The organism is Pseudomonas sp. GW821-FHT09C08 (genome assembly GCF_059418125.1).
The window spans coordinates 462,994-484,718 of record NZ_JBWKPG010000003.1 but is presented as its reverse complement, the minus strand read 5'-3'; the positions used below and the strand labels follow the sequence as shown (position 1 = coordinate 484,718).

Sequence of the window (21,725 nt, the reverse complement as noted above, 5' to 3'; positions counted from 1 at the left end):
CCAACCTCACTTGCTCAACAGGACGGCGCGTGACTGCACTGAACCCCCTGCAAAAACTCTGGCTGACAGAAACCGTGCGCCTGCGTGAAGAACACGCCGGCCCCCTGGAAGACCTGGAAGCTAACCGCCTGGCCCGCACCGCCGGTGGCGACCTGCCGACACGCATCCAGCAGCGTGCCTTGCACCTGGCCGAGCGCGATGGGCTCACGGCCGCCCTCACCCGCTGGCTGCAAGGCGCGCGCCTGGCGCTGGTGCTGCTGGCCATCGTCGCCGTGATCAGCGGCGCCGGGCTGGCCTTTGCTGCACTGGGCAACGGCCTGACCCCGGTGAATGTGTTCTGGGCGCTCGGCAGCCTGCTCGGCTTGAACCTGATCCTGCTGCTGAGCTGGGCGCTGGGCCTGCTGTTTGCCGGCGAACACAGCGCCAGCCTCGGCCGACTGTGGTTATGGCTCAGCGAAAAACTCGCGCGTGATGCCAAGGCCGCCCAACTGGCGCCGGCATTGCTGCTGTTGCTGCAACGGCAAAAGCTCAATCGCTGGGCCGTGGGTGTGCTGGTCAACAGCCTGTGGCTGCTGGCGTTGCTCAGTGCCCTGGTGATTCTTCTTACGCTACTCGCCACCCGCCGCTACGGCTTTGTGTGGGAAACCACCATCCTCGGTGCCGACACCTTTGTTGCCGTGACCCAGGCCCTCGGCACCCTGCCCGCCCTGCTCGGCTTCAATGTGCCGAGCATCGAGATGATCCGCGCCAGCGGCGATGCCGCGCTGAATATCGAAAGCGCTCGCCAGGCCTGGGCCGCCTGGCTGGTGGGCGTGCTGCTGGTCTACGGCCTGCTGCCCCGGCTGATCCTCGCCCTGCTGTGCCTGTGGCGCTGGAAACGCGGGCGCGCCGCGCTGCGCCTGGACCTCAACCTGCCCGGCTACAGCCAACTGCGCGAACGCCTGATGCCGAGCAGTGAACGGCTTGGCGTCAACGACGCTGCACCCGAACAATTGCATCACGCCACCGGCGGCGTCAGTGAACTGGAAAGCGACGGCGCGTTGCTGGTGGCCATCGAGCTGGATGACCAGCACCCCTGGCCGCCGAAACTGCCGGTCAGCGTGAAGAACGCCGGCATCCTCGACAGCCGCGAATCGCGCAACAAACTGCTGGAGCAGCTCAGCCGCTTCCCGCCGGCTCGCCTGGCCATCGCCTGCGATCCACGCCGCTCGCCCGACCGTGGCAGCCTGGCGCTGATCGCCGAACTTGCGCGCAGCGCCACCGCCACCCGGGTGTGGTTGCTGCAGGCCCCGCCTGGCCAGGCGCTGGACGCAGAGCGCCTGGGAGATTGGCATGCCGCGCTGCACCAACTCGAGCTGCCCTTCGCCGACTGCGCGCCGCTGAACTGGCTGGAGACCGGTCATGACTAAACCGCTGAAACTCGCCGTGGTCGGCCACACCAATGTCGGCAAGACCTCCTTGCTGCGCACCCTCACCCGGGATGTCGGCTTCGGCGAAGTCTCCCATCGCCCCAGCACCACGCGGCATGTGGAGGGTGCGCGCTTGTCGGTGGACGGCGAAGCCTTGCTGGAGCTGTACGACACGCCCGGCCTGGAAGATGCCATTGCCCTGCTCGACTACCTGGAGCGTCTGGATCGACCCGGCGAACGCCTGGACGGCCCGGCGCGCCTGGCGCGCTTCCTGGAGGGCAGCGAAGCCCGCCAGCGCTTTGAACAGGAGGCCAAGGTGCTGCGCCAACTGCTGGCCTCGGACGCCGGCCTGTATGTGATCGACGCCCGCGAGCCGGTGTTGGCCAAGTACCGCGACGAGCTGCAAGTGCTGGCCAGCTGCGGCAAGCCGTTGCTGCCGGTACTCAACTTCGTCAGCAGCAGTGACCACCGCGAGCCGGACTGGCGTGAAGCCCTGGCGCGCCTCGGCCTGCATGCGCTGGTACGGTTCGACAGCGTCGCGCCGCCGGAAGACGGCGAGCGCCGCCTGTATGAAAGCCTCGCCCTGCTATTGGAAAACGCCCGTCCGCAACTGGAGCGGTTGATTCTTGACCAGCAAGCCCAACGCCAGGCCCGCCAGCAAAGCGCCGCGCGATTGATTGCCGAGCTGTTGATCGACTGTGCCGCGTGTCGACGCAGCGTGGTCACCGAAGACGAACAGCAGGCCATCGTGGAATTGCGCAAGGCCGTACGCCAGCGTGAGCAAAAGTGCGTCGAGGCGCTGCTCAAGCTGTTCGGCTTTCGCCCACAGGACGCCGCCGCCAGTGATTTGCCGCTGCTGGACGGCCGCTGGGGCGATGACCTGTTCAACCCGGAAACCCTCAAGCAGCTCGGCGTGCGCGTCGGCGGCGGGATTGCGGCAGGCGCGGCCGCGGGTGCCGGCGTGGACCTGCTGGTCGGCGGCCTGACCCTCGGCGCCGCCGCCATCGCGGGTGCCATCGCCGGCGGCGCGCTGCAGACCGCGCGCAGCTATGGCAGCCGCCTGCTGGGCAAGATCAAGGGCCAGCGCGAGCTGACCGTCGACGACAGCGTGCTGCGCCTGCTTGCCCTGCGCCAACGCCAATTGCTCAAGGCCCTGAACCTGCGCGGCCATGCGGCGATGCACAGCATCAAGGTCGATACGCCCCAGGACAAGACCTGGCGCGAAGGCAAGTTGCCGGATGCGCTGCACAAGGCTCGCGCCCATCCACAATGGTCATCCCTCAACCCGCACGCCAAACTCAGCCAGGCCGAGCGCCAGGAACAGATCGAGGCCCTGGCCCAGCGTCTCGACGAGACTTAAGCCGCCAGCACCTGCCGAGCCTTGGCCTTGAGCACGTCGAGGTCGAGCACCGGCACGTGCATTTCCTTGGCCTGCTCGTCCCAGTGGCGCAGGCGCAGGCTGACCTGGCACAGCGGATCCTGCTCGAAGGCCCGGGCCTCCTCGGCTGTCATGACCCCGCCCTGGTAACCCAGGGTGCGCCGGCTGGCTTCGCTCAATCGCGCGTAGTAGTCCGGCTGGCTGAAGGTCAGGTAACGCTTGGCCTGCACGTGGTACTCCACCAACCGGGCCATGCGTTCGCTGAAGCCCGCGCGGCGCAGGTAATCCGCCCCCAGCCGCTCGTGACTGACCACGCCATACCCGCCCATGTTCTCGGCGCCCTGGCCGCACAGGTGGCCGATATCGTGGAAGAACGCTGCCAGTACCACTTCATCGTCAAAGCCTTCGGCCATGGCCAACTGCGCCGCCTGGGACATGTGCTCGATCTGCGACACCGGCTCGCCAATGTAATCCGCCGTGCCGTGCTGTTCGTACAAGCCGAAGACGTCGGCTATCGCCTGTTCCGGGTTCATCACGCATCTCCCCACAGTGTGGTGATATTTCGCTCGGCCAGCGCCGGCCCCACGCTCATGCCCACGCCGGTGTGCATCAACGCCGCACTCACGCCCGGCGCCGCGCGCAGGAAGGAAAACGGCCCCGGCCCACGAGCACCGTAGACGCCCTGCCAGCGCTCGACCACCTGGATCTTGCACCCCAGCGTCTGCTCTGCCAACTCGATCATCCAGTCATCCACCTGCTCGGCATTGAACGGCGAGGCGTCGCTGCCGTAGTGGTGGGAGTCACCGATGATCAGCTCGCCATGCGGCGTCGGACTGATCAGCAAATGAATGCCGTGTTCGTGCAGGTGCGGCGTTTCGCGCAGGATCTGGGCCTGCACCGGCGCGGCTTCCGGCAGGTCCGCGAAGGCACCGTAGTGCACGCAACTAAGGCCAGTGAGCAGCGCGTGTTGAAGGTTCAGGTTGACCGCCGGGCGCGCGCGCAGCATCTGCAGCCTGCAGATCTGCGGGTTGAGGCCGGCAATCTGCTCGGCCAGCAAGGTTTGATAATCGTGGCCGGAGCACACGATGATCTGCTCGCCGCGAAAACTGCCCGCCGTGGTGTGCACTTGGCCCGGCTCGACGTCGCGCACCAGCGTGGAGAAATAGAACTCCACGTTCAGCTCTTGCGCCAGGTAGCTGATCAGCGCCGGGATCGCTTCACGCGAATACAGCTGCTGATCGTCCTTGCCATGCAGCGCGGCACGGTGATGACGGAACTGGCCGCCGTACAGATCCTTCATAGCGGCGCCTTGCAGCAGTTCGACGTTGTAGCCGTGCTCTGCAGCGCGGCCAGCGCAAAAGGCTTCCAGCAGATGCTCCTCCGCTTCGGTGCGGGCGAACAGGTACGAGCCGTTGCGCTTGAGCTGCAGACCTGCCCGCTCAGCCCAGTGCCCCCAGATAGCGCGGCTTTCCCGGGCCAGGTCAAGCATCGGCCCCGGCGGTTGGCCGGTGACCAGTGCCTGGCCGAAGTTGCGCACCGAGGCGCCCAGCGGCGTGGCGCTGCGCTCGAAGACCTTGACCTTGAGGCCGCGCTTGGCCGCGGCGTAGGCGTGGGACAGGCCGAGGATGCCGGCGCCAATGATCAGCAGTTGTGTCATGAAGACCTCTCGTTCCCGCGCTCCGCGTGGGAATGCATCCTGTGACGCACTGCGTCACGACTGCAAAAGCGGACGCAGAGCGTCCAGAGCCGCATTCCCACGCAGAGCGTGGGAATGCTCAGGGGTTATTGTTTTTCCGATTTGCCGTCATAGCGCTTGCGCCATTCGGTCAGGATGCTGTCGCGGTTTTTCGACGCCCAGGCGAAGTCGTTCTTGATCAGGCGCTGCTCGTAGTCGGCCGGCAACTCGGTCTGCGGCTTGGCAATACCCGGCTGGGCGAGCACCGCGAAGTTGTCCTTGTACAGGTCCATCGCCGCTGCACTGGCGGAGAAGTCGGCGAGCTTTTTAGCCGCGTCGGCGTGGGCAGTGCCCTTGATCACCGCCGTGGCTTCAATGTCCCAGCCCAGGCCTTCTTTCGGCAGGATGATGTCCAGCGGCGCGCCCTGGCGCTTCAACTGCACGGCCGGGTATTCGAAGGAAATGCCGATCGGGAACTCGCCCGAGGCCGCCAGCTTGCACGGCTTGGAACCGGAGTGAACGTACTGGCCAATGTTCTGGTGCAGGTCGTCCATGTACTGCCAGCCCTGCTTCTCGCCGAAGGTCTGCAGCCAGGCGCTCACATCCAGGAAGCCGGTACCGGACGACGCCGGGTTAGGCATGACGATCTTGCCCTTGTACTCGGGCTTGGTCAGGTCCTGCCAGCTCACCGGCTTGGTCAGCCCCTGCTTCTCGGCCTCGACGGTGTTGAAGCAGATGGTCGCGGCCCACACGTCCATGCCGACCCAGGCGGGCGGGTTGGCAGCGTCGCGGTAATTCTTGCCGATCTTGTCGAGGTCCTTCGGCGCGTAGTTGTCCAGCATGCCCTGCTGGTCGAGGATCGCCAGGCTGGAGGCCGCCAGGCCCCACACTACGTCGGCTTGCGGGCGATCTTTCTCGGCCAGCAGCTTGGCCGTGATGATGCCGGTGGAGTCGCGCACCCATTTGATTTCGACGTCGGGGTTGGCCTTTTCGAACGCCTGCTTATAGGTCTTCAACTGCTCGGCTTCGAGGGCCGTGTACACGGTCAGCTCGGTCTTGGCGAAGGCATTCAGGCTGAATGCAGTGAGTACGGCAGCGACCAGCGCCAGGGGCTTGAACATGGAGCACCTCCTTCAGGGATGTTTTATTGGCCCGGCGCGCTTTGGCGCCAGGCTTGGGAGCGGCGCAGCGCGCCACGTGAAGCCCACGCCAGCAGCAGCGAGACGCCGGCCGAGGTGAACAGGATCAGGGTCGACATGGCAGCGGCGCCGCCCACGTTGCCGGCGTCGTCCATGTTCAACACGGCGACGGCGGCGAGGATGGTGTCGGGGCTGTAGAGGAAGATCGCGGCCGACACGGTGGTCATCGCCGACACAAACAGGTAACGCACGATGTCCAGCAGCGCCGGCAGGCAGATCGGCACCGTCACGCGCAGGTAGTGGCGGTACAGCGGCGCCTTGAGCGACAGCGCGGCCGCTTCGAACTCGGCGTCGAGCTGGCGCAGCGCGGTGGTGGCGGTCATCTGTGCAGTGGTCAAATAGTGAGCAATGGTGCACACCACCAGCAACGTCATGGTCCCGTAGAACACATGCAACGGGTTGCCGTTGAGATTGAAAAAGAACACGTAGCCCAGGCCCAGCACCAGCCCCGGCACGGCCATCGGCACAAAGCTGAGCATGCGCAGCGCCAGGTTCAGGCCTTTCTGGCCCTTGGTCTTTTCCATCAGGTAGGCGCCGGTGAAAATCAGCACGCTGCCGATCAACGCGGTGCACAGGGCCATCGTCAGGCTATTGCGATAGGCCAGCCAGCCGCCGCCGGCCGTGTCTTCGAACTGGTAGTGGTTGAGCGACAACGACAGGTTGTACGGCCAGAACTTCACCAGCGACGAATACACCGCCATGCCGAACACCAGCAGCAACACCGCGCAGATCAGCAGCACGATGGCCAGGTAGCAGCCGTCTCTGGTGCGCGACGGCGCCGGCCGGAAGACCTGGGCGCGGCCGCTCATGGAATCGCCATGACGACGGCGCAACCAGGCATCCACGCCAAAGCTGAACAGCGCCGGCAGCAGTAACACCATGCCGATCAATGCACCGCGACCGAATTGCTGCTGGCCGACCACCGCCTTATAGGCCTCCAGCGCCAGCACCTGGTAATCGCCGCCGACCACCACGGGCACGCCGAAGTCGGTGATGGTCAGGGTGAACACCAGGCAGAACGCGGCGAACACCGCCTGGCGCGTGGCCGGCCAGGTGATACTGCGAAACGCTCGTGCCGGGCTGGCGCCCATGCTTGAGGCTGCATCGAACAGTCGCGCGTCCGCCAGGGAAAGCGCTGACAGCAGGATCATCAAGGCGTGTGGGAAGGTGTAGATCACCTCACCGAGCACAATGCCCCAGAAGCCGTAGATATTGTCCGAGAGCATCCCGCGCAGCATGCCCTGGTTGCCGAACAGATAGACCAGCGCAATGCCCGGCAGCATCGACGGCGCCATCAACGGCAGCAACGACAGGCCACGCCAAATCGCCTTGCCGGGAATCAAGGTGCGTTGCAGCGCGTAGGCAAACAGGTAGGCCAGCGGTACGACAATGGCCGCCACGCTGAGGGACACCTTCAGGCTATTGCCCAGCAGCCAGTGGAAATTATCGCTGGTGACCAATTCCCGCGCCGCGACCAGGCCACCGCCCTGCCCGGCCTCGCTGCTGAAGCCGCGCCAGAAGATCGCCAGCAACGGCAGCAACACGGCGATGCCCAGCAGTAACAGCCACACCAGTTTGCCGCCGACCACGAAAATGCGGTCGCCCCATTCGGCGTGGGACACCTGTCGCGCGGTGGGCAGAGTCATCACGGCCGCCATCTCAGGCAAACACCTGCAGGCTGCGGGGCGGCAACGCCACCCAGATGTCCTGGGCGCCCAGGCGCGGCATGGCTTCCGGGGCGAGTTCGGCGAGCAGCGGATGACCGGGCAGTTGCTCCAGCTCAAAGCTCATGCGGCAGCGATTGCCGAGGAAGGTGATCTCGCGCACTTTGGCCGGGAACAGGTTTTCTTCATGCACCGGCGGATTCACGCTGATCGCTTCCGGGCGGCAGAACAAACGGCCGGAGCGGGCCACGCCGGCATCATCGGCCAGGCGCATGTTCATCCCGCCCACCTGGGCATGGCTGGCACTGTTGCGGCTGAAGGGCAGCCAGTTGCCCTGGCCGACAAACTCCGCCACAAACGGCGTGGCCGGGCGGTCGTAGATTTCCTGCGGCGTGGCGTACTGCTCGACCTTGCCGTTGTTCATCACGGCGATGCGGTCGGCCATCAGCATGGCTTCGTCCTGATTGTGGGTAACCATCAGCGTGGTGATGCCCAGGCGCCGCTGCAGCTGACGCAACTCGGTGCACAAATGCTCGCGCACACGGGCGTCGAGGGCCGACATCGGCTCGTCCAGCAGCAGCAACGACGGTGCGGGCGCCAGCGCACGGGCCAGGGCGACGCGTTGCTGTTGACCGCCGGAGAGTTGGCCGGGGTACTTTTTTTCACTGCCGACCAGGCCGACCAATTCGAGCATCTGGCCGACGCGCTTGCGCACTTCATCGCGACCGCTGCCGGTGAGGCCGTAGCCAATATTCGCTTCGACGGTCAGGTTGGGGAACAACGCGTAGGACTGGAACAGAATGCCGTAGTCCCGCGCCTGGGGTGGCAGCAGGGAAACGTCGCGGCTGCCCAGGTAAAGTTCGCCGCTGTCCTGGCGTTCCAGGCCGGCGATGCAGCGCAGCAAGGTCGTCTTGCCGCAGCCGGACGGGCCCAGCAGGCACACCAGCTCGCCGGCGGCGACGTCCAGGGACACGTTGTCCAGCGCGGTAAAGGCGCCGAAGCGTTTCTGGATACCGCGCACCTTCATCGGTGCGCCGGGTTGGGTCAGGGCTGTGTTCATGCAAGGCACCTCATCAAACGGATGAAGGCCATGCTAGGCAGCCAATGCGTCCCTCGTGTGGCAGAAAGGCAAAAGGGAGTGATAGTGGTATTGGTGGATTTGGGTAGGCCTCATAGGGATGCGTCGCCGGGTGTAGCGCTTTCGCGGGCAAACCCGCTCCCACATTTGGACCGCATTCTCATGCTGGAACTCGGTCAAGCGTGGGAGCGGGCTTGCCCGCGGAGAGGCCCGTCAACCCCACCCAAAAACTCAGAGCGGCGACATTTCCTGCGCCAACCCCAGGAACGCCGCCGGCAGGCGAGCCGATTTTCTTTCCTTGAGGCAGTACAAATACTCCGGGATCTGCGGCGCATTCTCGATAGTCAGCACCCGCAGCTGCGGGTCATGGGGCACTTCCTGGCGGGCAATGATGCTGATACCAATATTGCGCAGCACCGCCTCGCGGATCGACTCCCGGCTACCGATTTCCAGCAATGGCCCGTAGCTCACGCCCGCGCCTTGCAGCATCTCTTCGGTCAGCCGCCGCGTGGTCGAGCCCGCTTCGCGCATCAACAAGGTGTGCCCGGCCAACGCCGTCAGCGGCACATGATCCAGCTTGGCCAGCGGATGGTTGCGATGCACCGCCAGCACCAGCGGGTCGGTGCCCAGTACGCGGCGGATCAGGCGCGGGTCTTCCAGCAGTTGCGAGGACGCGGCGACATCGACGCGGTAATCGTCGAGCGCTTCGAGCACTTGCTGGGAGTTGCCGATTTCCACTGACACCTCCACCTGAGGCAGGCGTTCGCGAAAGGCTTTGACCAGGTCGAGAATGTAGTACGGCGCGGTGGCGGCAATCCTCAGCGCGCCCTGGACCTGGCCGCTGTTGCGCAGGAAAAACTCGATGTCGGCTTCCTGCTGCAACAACGCCTTGACCATCGGCAGCAAGCGCGCGCCCTCGTCGCTGACAGTGAGGCGGCGCCCGCCGCGGTAGAACAGCTCGACGCCGTACTGGCTTTCCAGGTTACGAATCTGGGTAGTGACCGTGGGCTGGCTCAGGCCGAGTTTTTTCGCCGCCTGGGTAATGCTGCCCAGGCGGGCGACCATGAAAAACGCCTTCAACTCGGCACTCAGCACACCACCCTCTCATCGTCTATTTGCGCAACAGGCGCAGGCCATTGAACACCACCAGCAGGGCCACGCCCATGTCGGCGAACACCGCCATCCACATGGTGGCCAGCCCCAGGAAGGTGACCACCAGGAAGATCGCCTTGATCACCAGCGCCAGGGTGATGTTCTGCCTGAGGATACTCGACGTTTGCCGGGAGAGCCGAATGAAAGCCGGAATCTTGCGCAAATCATCGTCCATCAACGCCACGTCGGCGGTCTCGATGGCGGTGTCCGTGCCCGCTGCGGCCATGGCAAAACCGATCTCGGCGCGCGCCAGGGCCGGGGCGTCGTTGATGCCATCACCGACCATGCCGACCCGATGACCCTGGCCATACAGGCTTTCGATGGCTTGCAGCTTGTCGGTGGGCAGCAGGTCGCCCTGGGCCTGATCGATGCCGACCTGGGCCGCGATGGCCTGGGCGGTGTGGGTGTTGTCGCCGGTAAGCATCAGGGTCTTGATGCCCAGCGCGTGCAGTTGCTGGATGGCTTCACGGCTACTGTCCTTGACCGTGTCGGCCACGGCGAACAGCGCCAGCGGGCCGGATTTGTCGAGCAGCAGCACCACGGACTTGCCTTGTTTTTCCAGGGCGAAAAGTTTCTCTTCCAGCTCCGGCGAGCACAGCCCCAGATCTTCGACCAGGCGGTGGTTGCCCAAGTGGTAGGTCTGGCCATTGATATCGCCGCGCACCCCACGGCCGGCCAGGGCCTCGAAGTTGTCCACAGGGTGGCTCGGCAGGTTTTTATCCACCGCCGCGTTGGCAATTGCCAGCGACACCGGGTGGTCGGAACGCCCGGCCAAACTGGCAGCAAGCGCCGGGGCACTGTCCTCGACGTTAGGGAACAGCGCCAGGTAATCGGTTTGCACCGGCTTGCCGTGGGTGATCGTGCCGGTCTTGTCGAGGGCCAGGTAGTCAAGTTTGTAACCGCCCTCCAGGTACACGCCGCCCTTGATCAGGATACCTTTGCGCGCCGCTGCCGCCAGACCGCTGACGATAGTCACCGGGGTGGAGATCACCAGCGCACAGGGGCACGCCACGACCAGCAGCACCAGGGCGCGGTAGATCCAGTCGAACCAGGCGCCGGCCATGAACAGCGGCGGGATCAGCGCCACGCCCAGGGCAAACAGGAATACCGCCGGGGTGTAGACCTTCGAGAAGCTGTCGACAAACCGCTGGGTCGGCGCGCGTGCGCCCTGGGCTTGTTCCACCGCGTGGATGATCCGCGCCAGTGTGGATTGATTGGCCGCTGCGGTGACTTTGTACTCCAGCGAACCGGCCTGGTTGATGGTGCCGGCGAACACTTTGTCGCCCACGGTCTTTTCAATCGGCAGGCTTTCACCGGTGATCGGCGCCTGGTCGATGGTGGATTGGCCAGCGGTGACTTCACCGTCGAGGCCGATGCGCTCGCCGGGCTTTACCCGCACGATCGCGCCAAGATCGATACTTTTAACCTCTAGTTCCAGCCAGCTGCCATCGGCCTGTTGCACGGTGGCCTGTTCCGGAGTCATTTGCATCAAGCCACTGATGGCGTTGCGCGCACGGTCCAGGGACTTGGCTTCGATCAACTCGGCCACGGTAAACAGGAACATCACCATCGCCGCTTCTGGCCACTGGCCAATCAACACCGCACCGGTCACCGCGATGCTCATCAAGGCGTTGATGTTCAAGTTGAGGTTTTTCAGGGCAATCCAGCCCTTTTTATAGGTGGTCAGGCCGCCGCTGAGGATCGAGACCAGCGCCACTACGGCAATCACCCAGGTCGGCGCGGCATGGGTGAAGTGCAGCACTTCGGCGGCCAGCGCGCCAACGCCGGACACCGCCAGCGGCCACCAATGTTTCTTGGCGGGCGGCGCGGCGGCCGGGGCGCCTTCTTCGATGGGGTCGGCCTGCATGCCGATGGATTTGATGGCGTCGATGATCGGCGTGGTGCTCGGCAGATCGTGGGTGACGCCAAGGATCCGGTTGATGAGGTTGAATTCCAGCTGCTGCACGCCGGCGAGCTTGCCCAGTTTGTTCTGGATCAGCGTCTGCTCGGTGGGGCAGTCCATGGCTTCGATGCGGAAGGTACTCAGGCGCGAACCGGCAGTCGGTGCCTCGCTCAGTTGCACCAGCGCAGGAGCGGGCGCGCCGGAGCAGCAGGAACCGCCGTGGCCGTGGTCATGCACGGGGGTGAGTTTCTTCGGGCCATGATCGTGGTCATGGTCATGGTCATGGTCATGGTCATGCTTGTGGTCGTGCTTGTGCGGGGTGTGCAGGGAATCGCTCATCAGGTCGCGTCCGTAAGGTGCCTGTTGCCAAGTAAAGACCCTGTAGCCACTATAGGGTCAAGCACCCATTTGGAGATTGCTGCGATGAAAATCGGCGAACTGGCCAAACTGACCGACTGCCCGGTGGAAACCATCCGTTATTACGAGAAGGAAGGCCTGCTGCCGCCGCCGGCGCGCACCGAGGCCAACTACCGCGTGTACACCCAGGCACACAGCGAGCGGCTGGTCTTTATCCGCAACTGCCGCAGCCTCGACATGACCCTCGAGGAAATCCGCAGCCTGCTGGGGCTGCGCGACAGCCCACAGGACCAGTGCGAAAGCGTGAATGCGTTGATCGACGAGCATATCCACCACGTGAAAGCGCGGATCGACGGGCTGCTGGCGCTGCAGGAACAACTGCTGGACCTGCGCCAGCGCTGTGGCGGCGGGCCAGAATGCGGGATATTGCAGCGGCTGGAGGTCAGCGGAAGCGTGCTGGCCAGCGAGGCCGAGCCTTCACACGTGGGCCGAAGCCACGGGCATTGAATGTGTACACACAACAAATGTGGGAGCGGGCTTGCTCGCGAAGGCGGTGGATCAGTCATATTTCCGGCGACTGACACACCGCTTTCGGGAGCAAGCCCCCTCCCACATTGATCAGATGGCGACGTCAGCCTTGATGCTCGGATCAGCGTCGTAGCCCACGATCTCGAAGTCCTCGAACTTATAGTCGTAGATCGACGCAGGCTTACGCTTGATCACCAGCTCCGGCAGCTTCTTCGGCGTGCGCGCCAGCTGGGTGCGGATCTGCTCCATGTGGTTGCTGTAGGCGTGGGTATCGCCGGTGGTGACGATGATCTCGTGTGGGATCAGGTCGCACTGCTGGGCCAGCATATGGGTCAGCAGCGCCAGTGCGGCAGTGTTGTACGGCAGGCCGAGGAACACGTCGGAGCTGCGGATATACAGCTGCATCGACAGATGACCGTCATGCACGAACGCCTGGTACAGCAAGTGGCACGGCGGCAGGGCTTGCTTGCCGTTGCGCGCGTTTTCCTGCGGGCTCTTGGTTTCGTCGGGCAGGTACTCGACGTTCCAGCCGTGGAACAGGATGCGGCGGCTGTTGGGGTTGGTCTTGAGCGTGTGGACCATGTAGTCGATCTGGTTGATCTTACCGCCGTCCTTGGTCGGCCAGGCGGTCCACTGCTCGCCGTACACCGGGCCCAGGTCGCCGTCTTCGGTGGCCCATTCGTCCCAGATACGCACGCCGTTTTCGTTCAGCCACTTGATGTTGGTGTTGCCGCTCAACATCCAGATCAATTCGTTGGCGATGCTTTTGAAGTGAAGCTTCTTGGTGGTCAGCAGCGGGAAGCCGTCGGCCAAGTTATGCCGATACTGACGGGCGAACACGGCCTTGGTGCCGGTGCCGGTGCGATCGCCCTTGGTCAGGCCATTGGTCACGACGTCGTTCAGTAGTTCGAGATATTGCTTCATGTGTTTTCCCGTATCGTTGAAGCCGAGACCTCCTGGCCTCGGCGTTCGAATTTAAAGCGCGGTGTTCTTGATCGGCTGTGGACGGTTGTAGGCCCACCACAACAGGCCCAGGCCGCCGAGGATCATCGGCAGGCTGAGGATCTGGCCCATGGTCACCCAGCCCCACGCCAGGTAGCCCAGCTGCGCATCCGGCACGCGCACGAACTCGACGATGAAACGGAAGATCCCATAGAACAGCGCGAACATCCCCGACACGGCCATGGTTGGGCGTGGCTTGCGCGAGAAGATGTACAGAATGAGGAACAGTGCGACACCTTCCAGGGCGAACTGGTACAGCTGCGACGGATGGCGCGGCAGTTGCGCCGGGTCGCTGAACGGTGGGAACACCATGGCCCACGGCACGTCGGTCGGCTTGCCCCACAGCTCGGCATTGATGAAGTTGCCAATCCGCCCGGCGCCCAGGCCGATCGGCACCATCGGCGCGACGAAGTCCATCAGTTGGAAGAACGACTTGCCATTACGACGGCCGAACCACCAGGCGGCGATCATCACACCGATGAACCCACCGTGGAACGCCATGCCGCCCTTCCACACTTCAAAGATCAGCGTCGGGTTGGCGATGTACGCCGACAGATCGTAGAACAGCACATACCCCAGTCGCCCGCCGACGATGACGCCCATCGACAGCCAGAACACCATGTCGGAGAGCTTCTCCTTGGTCCAGGTCGGGTCGAAACGGTTCAGGCGGCGGGAGGCCAGCAGCCAGGCCCCGCCGATGCCGATCAGGTACATCAACCCGTACCAGTGGATTTTCAGCGGACCGATGGCCAGGGCCACCGGGTCGATCTGCGGGTAAGGCAGCATTGCGACTCCTCGTTAATCATTCGATAGTGCGACCGGACCATGCCCGTGCGCGATTAAGCCTGCGTTACAACAAAAAGTTTAAACCGACGCAAAACAACAATCCGGCGAACAGCCGCTTGAGCAAACGCGGCGACAACCGATGTGCCAGGCGTGCGCCGAAGCGGGCGAACACCATGCTGGTCAGGGCGATGCCCAGCAGCGCCGGCAAATACACGAACCCTAGACTATGAGCGGGCAACAGCGGGTCATGCCAGCCCAGAATCATGAAACTTAATGCACTGGCCACGGCAATCGGCAGGCCACAGGCCGATGAAGTGGCCACCGCCTGCTGCATCGGCACGCTGCGCCAGGTCAAGAACGGCACGGTCAGCGAGCCGCCGCCAATCCCGAAAATCGCCGAGGCCCAGCCGATCACCGAGCCGGCTACGGTCAGGCCGACCTTGCCCGGCACCGTGCGGCTGGCCTTGGGCTTGACCTCCAGGGCCAGTTGCACGGCGACCAGCAGGGCAAACACCCCAATGATCTTCTGCAGATGCGGGCCGGAAATCGCCTCGGCGGTCAGCGCACCAAAACCGGCGCCGATCAGGATGCCCAAGGTCATCCACAGGAAGATCGGCCAACGCACCGCGCCACGCCGGTGGTGCTCACGCACGGCATTTACCGAGGTGAAGATAATCGTCGCCAGGGACGTGCCCACGGCCAGGTGAGTCAGCACCTGCGGGTCGAAGCCCTGCAAGGTGAAGCTGAACACCAGCACCGGCACGATGATGATCCCGCCGCCCACGCCAAACAGCCCGGCGAGCACGCCCGCACAGGCGCCGAGTAGCAAATACAGGAGAAATTCCATGGGAGCCCCCAAACCAAGTCCGGCATGTTAACGGATGGAAGGCATGCGACCCAACTGGATACGATGGAACGCCGCTGCCTGTATGGGTAGAGTGGCTAAAAACACAAAAGGGAATCGCCTGATGTGCCTGATTGTTTTCGCCTGGCGGCCGGGCCACGCCCAACCGCTGATCGTCGCGGCCAACCGCGATGAGTTCTACGCCCGCCCCAGCCTGCCGCTGGCCCAGTGGCCGGATGCGCCAGCTATCTACGCCGGCCGCGACCAGGAAGCGGGTGGCACCTGGCTGGGGGTCAATGCCGATGGGCGGTTTGCCGCCCTGACCAATATCCGCGACCCGCATCAGCCGCCGGCACGCAAGTCACGCGGTGAACTGGTCTCACGTTTTCTCAGCGGATCGCTGCCGATTGACCAATATCTCGCCGACGTTAACGGACGTTCGATTGAATATGCCGGCTTCAACCTGCTGGTGGGCACGCGGGATGCGTTATGGCATTACAACGCCAACCACACCGAGCCGACGCAGTTGAAGGCTGGGATTTATGGATTATCCAACGCAGGGCTGGACACGCCGTGGCCCAAGTTGCTCAAGGCCAAGGCAGCACTGAGCGAGCTGCTGGACGATCCGCAGCCGGAGGCCTTGCTGGCGATCTTGAGCGACCCGCAGACCGCACCATTTGCCGACTTGCCGGATACCGGCGTGGGACTGGCGACCGAGAGCCTGTTGTCGAGCGTGTTTATTGCGAGTCCCAGCTACGGGACAAGGGCGAGTACGGCGTTGATTGTGAATGCCGACGGCACGCGGCGGATGGTGGAGCGCAGTTTCGGGCCGCACGGGGGTCGGTTGGGCGAGGTGGAACTGAGTATTTGACGGCGCCTGGATTGGCGCCATCGCCGGCAAGCCGGCTCCTACAGGGGAATGCATTCCAACGGTAGGAGCTGGCTTGCCAGCGATGTCTAGAGGGTCTTGGCCGAAGCCGGGTTGATCATCCGCGTCAGCCCCAGGTTCTTCAGCGCCAACTGCAGCGAGCTGTGGATAACTTGCGGGTTGTCGATGGTCATCAACTCCGCCAGCAGGTCCTTGGCCATGCTCAGTTCGACCTGGCGCAGCATCCACTTCACCTTCGGCAGGTTGGTGGCGTTCATCGACAGGCTGTCAAAGCCCATCGCCATCAACAGCACCGCCGCCGCCGGGTCACCGGCCATTTCACCGCAGATACTCACCGGCTTGCCTTCGGCATGAGCGTCGCGCACCACGTGCTGCAGGGCTTGCAGCACCGCCGGGTGCAGGTAGTCGTAGAGGTCGGCCACCCGTGGGTTGTTGCGGTCCACGGCCAGCAGGTATTGGGTCAGGTCATTGGAGCCCACCGACAGGAAGTCCACCTGGCGCGCCAGCTCCTTGGCCTGGTACACCGCTGCCGGAATCTCGATCATCACGCCAATCGGCGGCATCGGCACGTCGGCGCCTTCGTCGCGCACTTCACCCCAGGCACGGTGGATCAGGTGCAGGGCCTCTTCCAGCTCATGGGTGCCGGAGATCATCGGCAGCAGAATGCGCAGGTTGTTCAGGCCCTCGCTGGCCTTGAGCATGGCGCGGGTCTGCACCAGGAAGATTTCAGGATGGTCGAGGGTGACGCGGATACCGCGCCAGCCGAGGAAGGGGTTGTCTTCCTTGATCGGGAAATACGACAGTGACTTGTCGCCGCCGATGTCCAGGCTGCGCATCGTCACCGGTAACGGGTGGAAGGCGGACAGTTGCTCGCGATAAATCGCCAGCTGCTCCTTCTCACTCGGGAAACGCTGGTTGATCATGAACGGCACTTCGGTGCGGTACAGCCCCACCCCTTCAGCACCGCGCTGCTGCGCACGGGCCACATCGGCGAGCAGGCCGGTGTTGACCAGCAGCGGCACGCGATGGCCATCGAGGGTCACGCACGGCAACTCGCGCAACGAGTCGAGGCCTAGCGCCAGTTGTTTCTCTTCCTCGACCACCTCGGCGTATTGCTTGCGCAGCACTTCGCTGGGGTTGGTGAAGACTTCACCGCGATGGCCATCGACGATCATGTCGATGCCGTCGACCTTGGAATACGGCAGGTCCACCAGGCCCATCACCGTCGGAATGCCCATGGCCCGGGCCAGAATCGCGACGTGGGAGTTACCCGAACCCAGTACCGAGACCAGGCCCACCAACTTGCCTTCCGGCACTTCGCCGAGCATGGTCGCGGTCAGTTCTTCACTGATCAGGATGGTGTTGTCGGGGTAGACCAGGTTGGTGGTGCGGTCTTCCTGCAGGTAGGCCAGCAGACGGCGACCGAGGTCACGCACATCCGAGGCCCGTTCGCGCAGGTAGGCGTCGTCCATCAATTCGAAACGGTTGACGTGATCGGTGACCACCTGGCGCAGCGCGCCCTGGGCCCACTGGCCGGTCTTGATCACGGTCTTGACTTCGTTACCCAGGGACGCGTCGTCGAGCATCATCTGGTACACGTCGAACAGCGCGCGTTCTTCAGGGCGCAACTGCGTGGCCAGCTTGGTCGACAGGTTGCGCATGTCGGCGCGCACGCCTTCCAGGGCAGTCTTGAACAGTTTGATTTCAGCGTCGATGTCATCGACGGTCTTGTCCGGCACCACATCCAGATCGGCCGGCGGCAGCATGACCACGGCGGTACCGACCGCCGCACCCGGCGAACCCGGCACGCCGACGAACTTGGCTTCCTGGATGCCCTTGCCCTGGCGCCCCAGGCCGCGAATCGAGCCGGTGGCCTCGGCGTGGGCAATAACCCCGGCGAGCTGCGCGCTCATGGTCACGAGGAAGGCTTCTTCACCTTCGTCGAACTGGCGGCGTTCTTTTTGCTGGATGACCAACACGCCGACAACGCGGCGGTGGTGAATGATCGGTGCGCCGAGGAACGAGGCGTAGCGCTCTTCGCCGGTTTCGGCAAAGTAGCGATAACGCGGGTGATCGGCGGCGTTTTCAAGGTTCAGGGGTTCTTCACGCGTCCCCACCAGGCCCACCAGACCTTCATTGGGCGCCATGCTGACCTTGCCGATGGAGCGCTTGTTCAAGCCCTCGGTGGCCATCAGCACAAAACGGTTGGTCTCGGGGTCCAGCAGGTAAACCGAGCAGACCTGGCTGCCCATGGCTTCCTTGACGCGCAACACAATAATCCCCAACGCCGCCTTGAGATCCTTGGCGGAGTTAACTTCCTGGACGATCTTGCGCAGCGTATTGAGCATGGCTCGGGGTCGAACTCCGTCGTCAGTCGCGCGCTAAAAGGCGCGGGGCAAGCTCTTTGAGAGCGCGACGATAAACCTCGCGCTTGAATGTCACCACCTGGCCCAACGGGTACCAATAGCTGACCCAGCGCCAGCCATCGAACTCCGGTTTACCGGTCAAATCCATCCGCACCCGCTGCTCGTTGGAGATCAGGCGCAGGAGAAACCATTTCTGCTTCTGGCCGATGCACAGCGGTTGGCTGTGGGTACGCACCAGGCGTTGCGGCAAACGATAGCGCAACCAGCCACGGGTACAGGCCAGAATTTGCACATCTTCGCGCTCAAGGCCGACTTCTTCATTCAACTCACGGTACAAGGCGTCTTCAGGGGTTTCATCGGGGTTGATTCCGCCTTGAGGAAACTGCCAGGCATCTTGGTTGATTCGGCGAGCCCATAGCACCTGTCCGGCATCATTCGTAAGAATAATCCCGACATTAGGACGGAAACCATCGGGGTCGATCACGGCAACAACCTCGCAAACGCATGTCGCCGCATTGTTCCACAAAGGTTGCTGAAGCGGCAACGAGGCTTCTTACCTTATGTGCACTCTTGTGAAAAGACCGTATTCTGGACGCCTTTTTACAGACTTTTCAGCGAGTAACTGCAATGCGCCTGGCTTTATTCGACTTGGACAACACCCTTCTCGGCGGTGACAGCGACCACGCCTGGGGCGATTACCTGTGCGAGCGCGGGATTCTCGACCCGGTGGCCTACAAGGCCCGCAACGACGAGTTCTACCAAGATTACCTGGCCGGCAAGCTGGACAACGCCGCCTACCTGAACTTCTGCCTGGAAATCCTCGGCCGTACCGAGATGGCCCAGCTGCAGGAATGGCACAACGACTATATGCGCGACTGCATCGAGCCGATCATCCTGCCGCTGGCCGTAGAGCTGCTGGCCAAGCACCGCGCCGCCGGTGACAAGCTGGTGATCATTACCGCCACCAACCGCTTCGTCACTGCGCCGATTGCCGCACGCCTGGGCGTGGAAACCCTGATCGCCACCGAATGCGAGATGGAAAACGGCCGCTACACCGGGCGCAGCACCGATGTACCGTGCTTTCGCGAAGGCAAGGTGACGCGCCTGAATCGCTGGCTGGAAGAAACCGGGTACACCCTGCAAGACAGCTACTTCTATAGCGACTCGATGAATGACCTGCCGCTGCTGGAGCAGGTGACGCATCCGGTGGCAGTGGATCCGGATCCGAATCTGCGCGCTGAAGCCGAGAAGCGCGGCTGGCCAGTCATCACCCTGCGCAACTGATACCCCTGTGGTGAGCGGGCTTGCACCCGCGTTGGGCTGCGAAGCGGCCCTGAACTGGCAACCCGGTTTGATCAGGAAAACGGCTGTGCCTGCATCGGGGCTGCTTCGCAGCCCAACGCGGGGCAAGCCCGCTCACCACAAAAAGGCCTACTTGTCAGAGTAACCGCCTGAAGCCCTAGACCGGCTTGGCCCCCATCAACCCCGCAATCGCCACGAACCCCACCAGGCTGACCACCGCCAGCACCAGGGTGAAATTCAAACTGCCGCCCTCGCCTTTGCGCAGGCGACTGAGCCGTGCCACCAACCAGAACCAGGCCAGCGCCGCCACGGTATAGAGGATGCTGGAGCCCAGGATCCAGGTCTGCCCCAGTGGCCAGCCGATCAGGTGCACCAGCCACCAGCCGGTGAATGGCATGCTCAGCAGGCAAATCCCCATCAACAGCCATACGAACGCCCACGGGCGCTGCACGGTCACCGCCGGGCCGGCGCTGCGTTTGCGCCAGGCCAGCAGCGCCAGGCCGAGACCGCTGAGCAGCAGCAGGACCGTGGCGGTGATGTGGATAACTTTCAGGGTGGTCAGGGTTTCCATGTCTCGTCTTCCTTAAAGGCCGCCCCCATCAGCGTAGTCGCTCAACCGAGGAACAGTTTGTAGGCCGGGTTATCACTTTCATCCCAGTACGGGTAGCCGATCGCTTCAAGCGCTGCCGGCACCAGGTGACGCTCGTCCGCCGGAACCTGCAGGCCAGCGACCACACGGCCGTCTGCTGCGCCGTGGTTGCGATAGTGGAACATCGAGATGTTCCAGCGCCCGCCCAATTTGTTAAGAAAGTTGAACAAGGCCCCCGGACGCTCCGGGAATTCAAAGCGCAGCACCACTTCATCACTGACCTGGGCCGCATGCCCGCCGACCATGTGGCGAATGTGCAACTTGGCCAGTTCGTTCTCGGTCAGGTCGAGCACCGGGAAGCCTTTGCTGGTAAGACTGGCGATCAGCGCGCTGCGCGGGTCATTTTCCGGATGCGTCTGCACGCCAACGAAGATGTGCGCCTCGCTGCCGGAGTGGTAGCGGTAGTTGAATTCAGTGATCTGGCGCTTGCCCACGGCCTCGCAGAACGCCTTGAAGCTGCCCGGCTTCTCGGGAATGGTCACGGCGATGATGGCTTCGCGACCCTCACCCAGCTCGGCGCGCTCGGCCACATGGCGCAGGCGGTCGAAGTTGACATTGGCGCCGGAGTCGATGGCCACCAGGGTCTGCCCGGTGACGCCACGGGTCTCCACGTACTTCTTGATCCCCGCCACGCCCAGCGCGCCCGCCGGCTCGGTGATGGAACGGGTGTCGTCGTAGATATCCTTGATCGCCGCGCAGATTTCATCCGTGCTGACGGTGATGACTTCATCTACGTAGTCTTTGCAGATGTCGAAGGTGTGCTGGCCGATCTGCGCCACCGCCACGCCGTCGGCAAAGATGCCCACAGTCGGCAAGACCACGCGCTCACCTGCGGCCATGGCGGCCTGCAGGCAGTTGGAGTCGTCCGGCTCGACGCCGATGATCTTGATTTCCGGGCGCAGGTATTTCACGTACGCCGCGATGCCGGCGATCAGCCCGCCGCCGCCCACCGGCACGAAAATCGCGTCCAGCGGCCCTGGGTGCTGGCGCAGGATTTCCATCGCCACGGTGCCCTGCCCGGCAATGGTGTGCGGATCATCGTAGGGGTGGATGTAGACGTAGCCTTTTTCGTCGACCAGTTTCAGCGAGTAGGCCAGGGCTTCCGGAAAGGAATCACCGTGCAGCACCACTTTGCCGCCCCGCGAGCGCACGCCTTCGACCTTGATTTCCGGAGTGGTCTTGGGCATCACGATAGTCGCCTTGACCCCCAGCACCTTGGCCGCCAGGGCCAGGCCCTGGGCATGGTTGCCCGCCGACGCGGTGACCACGCCACGCGCGCGCTCCTCGGCCGTCAGTTGGGTCAGCTTGTTGTAGGCGCCGCGAATCTTGAACGAGAACACCGGCTGCAGGTCTTCGCGCTTGAGCCAGACCTTGTTGCCAAGGCGCTCGGAAAGCTGGCGGGCGGTCTGCAGCGGGGTTTCTACGGCAACGTCGTAGACGCGCGAGGTGAGGATCTTTTTGACGTACTGTTCAAGCATCGGCAGGCATCACTGGGCGGGTTGGGCAGGGCCAAGGAGTCTAACCCAGCGTTTGGCCGGGAGACC

At 63.7% G+C, this 21,725-nt stretch carries 19 protein-coding genes; 5 read left to right on the top strand and 14 right to left on the bottom strand.

Annotated elements, in window-relative coordinates; all coding sequences use genetic code 11:
- The first annotated feature begins 29 nt into the window (after nucleotides 1-29).
- Both AC07OJ_RS13260 and AC07OJ_RS13255 read left to right on the top strand, forming a co-directional pair.
- Complete coding sequence (locus tag AC07OJ_RS13260; RefSeq protein WP_495094635.1) at nucleotides 30-1,409, top strand: DUF2868 domain-containing protein; 1,380 nt, start codon at nucleotides 30-32, stop codon at nucleotides 1,407-1,409.
- Complete coding sequence (locus AC07OJ_RS13255; protein ID WP_106802370.1) at nucleotides 1,402-2,769, top strand: DUF3482 domain-containing protein; 1,368 nt, start codon at nucleotides 1,402-1,404, stop codon at nucleotides 2,767-2,769. The genes AC07OJ_RS13260 and AC07OJ_RS13255 overlap by 8 nt, the downstream gene beginning before the upstream one ends.
- Here AC07OJ_RS13255 and AC07OJ_RS13250 read toward each other — a convergent pair.
- From AC07OJ_RS13250 to AC07OJ_RS13220, 7 genes are all read right to left on the bottom strand, one after another.
- Nucleotides 2,766-3,320: a phosphonate degradation HD-domain oxygenase gene (locus AC07OJ_RS13250; protein ID WP_495094634.1), complete on the bottom strand. Its 555-nt coding sequence runs from the start codon at nucleotides 3,318-3,320 to the stop codon at nucleotides 2,766-2,768. The genes AC07OJ_RS13255 and AC07OJ_RS13250 overlap by 4 nt on opposite strands.
- On the bottom strand, nucleotides 3,320-4,444 hold the full coding sequence (locus AC07OJ_RS13245; protein ID WP_495094633.1) for a TIGR03364 family FAD-dependent oxidoreductase: 1,125 nt from the start codon (nucleotides 4,442-4,444) through the stop codon (nucleotides 3,320-3,322). Before AC07OJ_RS13245 ends, AC07OJ_RS13250 begins: the two co-directional genes overlap by 1 nt.
- A 125-nt stretch (nucleotides 4,445-4,569) precedes the next feature.
- Nucleotides 4,570-5,583, bottom strand: coding sequence for a putative 2-aminoethylphosphonate ABC transporter substrate-binding protein (locus AC07OJ_RS13240; protein ID WP_159960711.1), 1,014 nt, complete (start codon nucleotides 5,581-5,583; stop codon nucleotides 4,570-4,572).
- 23 nt (nucleotides 5,584-5,606) lie between these two features.
- Nucleotides 5,607-7,319: a putative 2-aminoethylphosphonate ABC transporter permease subunit gene (locus AC07OJ_RS13235; protein ID WP_495094632.1), complete on the bottom strand. Its 1,713-nt coding sequence runs from the start codon at nucleotides 7,317-7,319 to the stop codon at nucleotides 5,607-5,609.
- A gap of 1 nt (nucleotide 7,320) precedes the next feature.
- Nucleotides 7,321-8,385 (bottom strand): putative 2-aminoethylphosphonate ABC transporter ATP-binding protein, encoded by a 1,065-nt coding sequence (locus AC07OJ_RS13230; RefSeq protein WP_201146077.1) that lies wholly within the window; start codon nucleotides 8,383-8,385, stop codon nucleotides 7,321-7,323.
- A 249-nt stretch (nucleotides 8,386-8,634) separates the two neighbouring features.
- A complete protein-coding gene (locus AC07OJ_RS13225; RefSeq protein WP_065902221.1) occupies nucleotides 8,635-9,498 on the bottom strand; it encodes a LysR family transcriptional regulator in 864 nt (287 codons plus the stop codon).
- Nucleotides 9,499-9,514: 16 nt separating this feature from the next.
- A complete protein-coding gene (locus AC07OJ_RS13220) occupies nucleotides 9,515-11,797 on the bottom strand; it encodes a heavy metal translocating P-type ATPase (RefSeq protein ID WP_495094631.1) in 2,283 nt (760 codons plus the stop codon).
- 84 nt (nucleotides 11,798-11,881) lie between these two features.
- Here AC07OJ_RS13220 and cadR point away from each other — a divergent pair, with 84 nt between their 5' ends.
- Entirely contained in the window at nucleotides 11,882-12,322 is a 441-nt protein-coding gene (gene cadR, locus AC07OJ_RS13215) for a Cd(II)/Pb(II)-responsive transcriptional regulator (protein ID WP_065902224.1), read from the top strand.
- 111 nt (nucleotides 12,323-12,433) lie between these two features.
- Here cadR and AC07OJ_RS13210 read toward each other — a convergent pair whose 3' ends face one another.
- The 3 genes from AC07OJ_RS13210 to AC07OJ_RS13200 all read right to left on the bottom strand — a co-directional run bounded on the left by AC07OJ_RS13210 (nucleotide 12,434) and on the right by AC07OJ_RS13200 (nucleotide 14,978).
- A complete protein-coding gene (locus tag AC07OJ_RS13210; protein ID WP_060753507.1) occupies nucleotides 12,434-13,267 on the bottom strand; it encodes a thymidylate synthase in 834 nt (277 codons plus the stop codon).
- 51 nt (nucleotides 13,268-13,318) lie between these two features.
- A complete protein-coding gene (gene lgt, locus AC07OJ_RS13205; RefSeq protein ID WP_065902226.1) occupies nucleotides 13,319-14,131 on the bottom strand; it encodes a prolipoprotein diacylglyceryl transferase in 813 nt (270 codons plus the stop codon).
- 64 nt (nucleotides 14,132-14,195) lie between these two features.
- Complete coding sequence (locus tag AC07OJ_RS13200; protein WP_065902229.1) at nucleotides 14,196-14,978, bottom strand: sulfite exporter TauE/SafE family protein; 783 nt, start codon at nucleotides 14,976-14,978, stop codon at nucleotides 14,196-14,198.
- Nucleotides 14,979-15,099: 121 nt separating this feature from the next.
- On the opposite strand from AC07OJ_RS13200, the gene AC07OJ_RS13195 reads away from it, so the two are divergent.
- On the top strand, nucleotides 15,100-15,846 hold the full coding sequence (locus AC07OJ_RS13195) for an NRDE family protein (protein ID WP_106802362.1): 747 nt from the start codon (nucleotides 15,100-15,102) through the stop codon (nucleotides 15,844-15,846).
- A gap of 86 nt (nucleotides 15,847-15,932) precedes the next feature.
- Here the strand turns inward: AC07OJ_RS13195 and ptsP are convergent, their stop codons facing one another.
- The gene (gene ptsP / locus AC07OJ_RS13190; protein ID WP_065902236.1) at nucleotides 15,933-18,212 is read right to left on the bottom strand and encodes a phosphoenolpyruvate--protein phosphotransferase; all 2,280 of its coding nucleotides are present in this window, start codon (nucleotides 18,210-18,212) and stop codon (nucleotides 15,933-15,935) included.
- Nucleotides 18,213-18,234: 22 nt separating this feature from the next.
- Entirely contained in the window at nucleotides 18,235-18,714 is a 480-nt protein-coding gene (locus AC07OJ_RS13185) for an RNA pyrophosphohydrolase (protein ID WP_003176750.1), read from the bottom strand.
- 143 nt (nucleotides 18,715-18,857) lie between these two features.
- On the opposite strand from AC07OJ_RS13185, the gene AC07OJ_RS13180 reads away from it, so the two are divergent.
- Nucleotides 18,858-19,514 (top strand): histidinol-phosphatase, encoded by a 657-nt coding sequence (locus AC07OJ_RS13180; protein WP_282397674.1) that lies wholly within the window; start codon nucleotides 18,858-18,860, stop codon nucleotides 19,512-19,514.
- 175 nt (nucleotides 19,515-19,689) lie between these two features.
- On the opposite strand, the gene AC07OJ_RS13175 is transcribed toward AC07OJ_RS13180, so the two are convergent.
- Complete coding sequence (locus tag AC07OJ_RS13175) at nucleotides 19,690-20,103, bottom strand: DUF2269 family protein (RefSeq protein ID WP_495094630.1); 414 nt, start codon at nucleotides 20,101-20,103, stop codon at nucleotides 19,690-19,692.
- Between the two features lie 41 nt (nucleotides 20,104-20,144).
- Nucleotides 20,145-21,659 carry a threonine ammonia-lyase, biosynthetic gene (ilvA, locus tag AC07OJ_RS13170; protein WP_065902242.1) on the bottom strand — a complete coding sequence of 505 codons (1,515 nt, stop codon included), beginning with the start codon at nucleotides 21,657-21,659 and terminating at the stop codon, nucleotides 20,145-20,147.
- Nucleotides 21,660-21,725: the final 66 nt, after the last annotated feature.

Bases quoted from the DNA above. Each gene is read 5' to 3' on its own strand.
- AC07OJ_RS13240 (WP_159960711.1), bottom strand. From the start codon at position 5,583: ATGTTCAAGCCCCTGGCGCTGGTCGCTGCCGTACTCACTGCATTCAGC.
- ilvA (WP_065902242.1), bottom strand. From the start codon at position 21,659: ATGCTTGAACAGTACGTCAAAAAGATCCTCACCTCGCGCGTCTACGAC.
- AC07OJ_RS13255 (WP_106802370.1), top strand. From the start codon at position 1,402: ATGACTAAACCGCTGAAACTCGCCGTGGTCGGCCACACCAATGTCGGC.
- AC07OJ_RS13220 (WP_495094631.1), bottom strand. From the start codon at position 11,797: ATGAGCGATTCCCTGCACACCCCGCACAAGCACGACCACAAGCATGAC.
- AC07OJ_RS13195 (WP_106802362.1), top strand. From the start codon at position 15,100: ATGTGCCTGATTGTTTTCGCCTGGCGGCCGGGCCACGCCCAACCGCTG.
- AC07OJ_RS13250 (WP_495094634.1), bottom strand. From the start codon at position 3,320: ATGAACCCGGAACAGGCGATAGCCGACGTCTTCGGCTTGTACGAACAG.
- AC07OJ_RS13235 (WP_495094632.1), bottom strand. From the start codon at position 7,319: ATGGCGGCCGTGATGACTCTGCCCACCGCGCGACAGGTGTCCCACGCC.
- cadR (WP_065902224.1), top strand. From the start codon at position 11,882: ATGAAAATCGGCGAACTGGCCAAACTGACCGACTGCCCGGTGGAAACC.
- AC07OJ_RS13210 (WP_060753507.1), bottom strand. From the start codon at position 13,267: ATGAAGCAATATCTCGAACTACTGAACGACGTCGTGACCAATGGCCTG.
- AC07OJ_RS13175 (WP_495094630.1), bottom strand. From the start codon at position 20,103: ATGGAAACCCTGACCACCCTGAAAGTTATCCACATCACCGCCACGGTC.
- AC07OJ_RS13180 (WP_282397674.1), top strand. From the start codon at position 18,858: ATGCGCCTGGCTTTATTCGACTTGGACAACACCCTTCTCGGCGGTGAC.
- lgt (WP_065902226.1), bottom strand. From the start codon at position 14,131: ATGCTGCCTTACCCGCAGATCGACCCGGTGGCCCTGGCCATCGGTCCG.
- AC07OJ_RS13230 (WP_201146077.1), bottom strand. From the start codon at position 8,385: ATGAACACAGCCCTGACCCAACCCGGCGCACCGATGAAGGTGCGCGGT.
- AC07OJ_RS13245 (WP_495094633.1), bottom strand. From the start codon at position 4,444: ATGACACAACTGCTGATCATTGGCGCCGGCATCCTCGGCCTGTCCCAC.
- AC07OJ_RS13200 (WP_065902229.1), bottom strand. From the start codon at position 14,978: ATGGAATTTCTCCTGTATTTGCTACTCGGCGCCTGTGCGGGCGTGCTC.
- ptsP (WP_065902236.1), bottom strand. From the start codon at position 18,212: ATGCTCAATACGCTGCGCAAGATCGTCCAGGAAGTTAACTCCGCCAAG.